This window comes from Longimicrobiaceae bacterium, assembly GCA_035936415.1.
In the GTDB taxonomy this organism is placed as follows: domain Bacteria; phylum Gemmatimonadota; class Gemmatimonadetes; order Longimicrobiales; family Longimicrobiaceae; genus JAFAYN01.
Genome location: DASYWD010000544.1, coordinates 1 through 3,014 on the forward strand (window position 1 = coordinate 1; position 3,014 = coordinate 3,014).

Annotated in this window: 3 protein-coding genes; 1 reads left to right on the forward strand and 2 read right to left on the reverse strand. The window is 76.4% G+C overall.

Going from position 1 to position 3,014, the window contains the following annotated elements:
* A partial coding sequence (locus VGR37_21895; protein HEV2150065.1) for a GMC family oxidoreductase N-terminal domain-containing protein occupies positions 1-1,146 on the reverse strand: 1,146 nt, incomplete at its 3' end.
* Positions 1,147-1,387: 241 nt separating this feature from the next.
* Here VGR37_21895 and VGR37_21900 point away from each other — a divergent pair.
* Positions 1,388-1,873 carry a hypothetical protein gene (locus VGR37_21900; GenBank protein ID HEV2150066.1) on the forward strand — a complete coding sequence of 162 codons (486 nt, stop codon included), beginning with the start codon at positions 1,388-1,390 and terminating at the stop codon, positions 1,871-1,873.
* Between the two features lie 67 nt (positions 1,874-1,940).
* Here VGR37_21900 and VGR37_21905 read toward each other — a convergent pair.
* Positions 1,941-3,014 (reverse strand): hypothetical protein (locus tag VGR37_21905; protein ID HEV2150067.1); only part of this gene is annotated, 1,074 nt, incomplete at its 5' end.

A 3,014-nucleotide genomic window follows, 5' to 3' on the forward strand; every position in this document is an offset into this window, starting at 1 on the left:
GTCCACCCGAACGTCCGCGTAGACCCGCGCACCCGCGGCGAGGGCGCGGGGGAGGTAGGCGACCGCGGCGCCCTGGCGCGCGTCGTAGCGGCACCCCAGCCCGCACATCCCCGAGCGGACGCACCCCCGCGCGTTGATCCGGGCCGCACGGGCGCTCCACCCCAGCCGCGCCGCGCCGTCCAGGAGGATCCGGTTGGAGGGGTTGTGCGCGTCGTCCGGGACGCAGCGGGTGTGCGTCTCCGCCTCCACCCTGGCGAAGACCGGCGCGAGGTCGGCCGCGCGCATCCCCTCCGTGCCGTGCTCCCGCGCCCACTCGTCCAGCACCCACTCCGGCGTGGGCAGCATGATCAGCCAGTTGACGGCGGTGCTCCCGCCCACCGTCCGCCCCTGCACGATGGAGACGGCCAGGTCGTCCGTGGCGCGCGCCCCCTGGTCCGCGTAGAGGCGGGCGACCATGTCCGGCTCGCGCTCGTTCAGCTCCTCCGCTGTCCAGAAGCCGCCCTCCTCCAGCACCACCACCTCGTGCCCGGCCTCCGCCAGCCGCGCCGCCGCCACCGCCCCGCCTGCGCCCGTCCCCACCACGCACACGTCCGCGCGGATCCGCGTCTCCCCCGCCAGCGCGTCCCCGCGCACCACCACGGCGCGCATCGCCGGAGTGACCGTGCCGGGGGCGGGCGGCAGGGCGGGCTCCGGCGCGCGCGCCACCGGCTCCGCGTCCGAGGGGGCGCCGGGGAGCGCGCCCTCCCAGGGGTGGAGCGCCGCGCGCTCGTGGAAGGGGCCCAGGTAGCCGATCCCCGCATGGCTCTCCGGGAGCCCGTAGAAGGTGGCGAGCACCAGCCGGCGGAACGCCTGGAACACGGTGCGCCGCAGCGGGATCCGGCTCGTCTCCCAGTCGCGCAGGCAGGCGTCCTGCGCCTCCGGAGGGAGGGAGGCGAAGCGCCGGGGGCGCCCGGAGAACAGGAGCCCGGCGGCGGGGTGGCCGAACAGGGCGAGGAGAGCGGCGACCTGCCGCGCCACCTCCGGGTCGCCCTCGGCCAGGCGGGCCTCCACCGCCGCACGGAGGTCGGTCTCCGGGGGGCACGTGGGAACGATGCGGCTGCAGAGCGCCTGCAGCGTGGCGCGCCGGGACGGGGAGAGCGGGAGCATCTGGGTGGTCCGGGAGGCGGGGGAGAGCCGCGGCGGGACATGCCGCCGCGCACCCGTACGTTAGGGCGCGGCGGGGAGCGCGTCAAACCGCGGTCGACCCGCCTCCGCCGCCCAGTCGCAAACCACCCCACCGCAAACGTTTACGGATGCAACACGGGACCGGGCGGCCCGCGACTTGCACCCTTTTCCCCGCCCTGCCCCCGAGCGGGGCGGCTCACCGACTCAGACGAGGAGGACAGACATGAGAGGATACGCAAGAGACTACGAGAACCGCGACTACCGCAACGACCGCGAGGGCTGGCTGAGCGGCGGGAGCGAGGTCTACCGCGACCGCGACCGCATGCGCCACAACCCCTCCTGGGAGGACCAGGAGTACGGGAACCGCAGCGGCTACCCGGGCGGCCTGGGCCGCGGGGATACCAACTGGCGGCGCCGCGTCTTCGAGGCGGGCCGCGGCTACGGGCGCGACTACCAGGACCGGGGCGCGCAACGGCCCATGGCGAACCGCGGCGGGCGCGGCTACGATCGCGGCATGCAGGGGCAGCGGCCGGGCCGGAACCGCGGCATGGACGACCCCTACTACGGGGACGACGCCAGGGGCTTCGGGCTCGGCGGCGGGCTGGGGACCTACCGCCCAAGCGGCTCCTTCTCGAACCCCACCACCCGGGGTGACTTCTTCATCGGGTACGGCGGCGCCACCCGCCGGGGGTACAGCCCCTACTGGTGAGCCGCCGGTCAGACGGTACAATCGGGGCTCCGCGCCACACCCGGCGCGGAGCCCCTTTCTACATTCTTCATTCCGCCTCCCGCCCCTCCTCCTCCAGCCCCCCGAGCATCGGCATCTCCGCCGTCCGTCTGCTCCGCTTCGGACGCGCCGGCGGGACCGGCACCTCCGGGAACTCCACCTCCGCGCCGGCATCCGCCAGCGAGCGGTAGACCGCCTCCCCCGTCCGCTTCAGCGACGCCAGCGCGCGCCGGAGCTCGTCCGGGGTGACGTCCGTCCCCAGAAGCGCCCCGGTCACCTCCCCGTACGCCACCCGCCGGCCGAGGAATCGCTCCCGGACCGTCCGCGCCAGGCGCGGCAGGTCCACCGGGCGGGGCCCGGCGGCGGGCGCCTCGCCGGCCGGCTCCGTCGCGAACAGCTCCAGCACCGCCGCCTCCTCCGGGCCCGCGTCCACCTCCGACCGAAAGCCGCGGTCCAGCGACGCCCCGTCCAGCGCGTCCGCCGCGCCTAACGCGGCGTTCAGCGCCAGCGCCCGCAGCGGGTCCGGCGTGGCGAGGAAGAGGTGGAGCGAGTCCGCGGGCTCGTCGGACAGGTACACGGGGACGTGGCGCACCGTGCGCCCCGCCGCGTCCGCGAGCAGGGCCGCGTAGCGCTCCGCCAGCCGCGCCTCGGCCTCGCGCTCGCCCTCCGCGCGCTCCGCGTCGCGCCAGAGCGACATCCACTCGTAGCGCCCGTCGCCGAATAGGGCGGAGTACCCCTCCACCAGCTGCCGCGCGTGCCCCGGGAGGTCGGCGATGGGGCTCCCACGGTAGCGCGCCAGCTTGCGAAGGTCGGCGTGCGGAAGGGAGACGAGCAGGTCCGCCTTCTCCACCGTGCCGAGCGCCCCGAGCGACGGGCGGGGGAGCTTCCCCGGGGCGGGGGGGGCCAGGAAGCAGAGCGCGTGGTCCGCGGACCCCACGTAGCGCGCCACCCGCTCCGCCGCGTCCGCCCACTCCGCGTGCAGCAGCGCCACCTCGCCGGGGGCGAGCCCGGCGGGATCGTCCGTCAGGCGGACGCGGTGACCGGCGCCGGTGCGCTCCAGGTCCCGCGCCAGCCGCTCCACCTCCGCGGGATCGGCCTCCACCAGCACCGCCGTGGCGTGCAG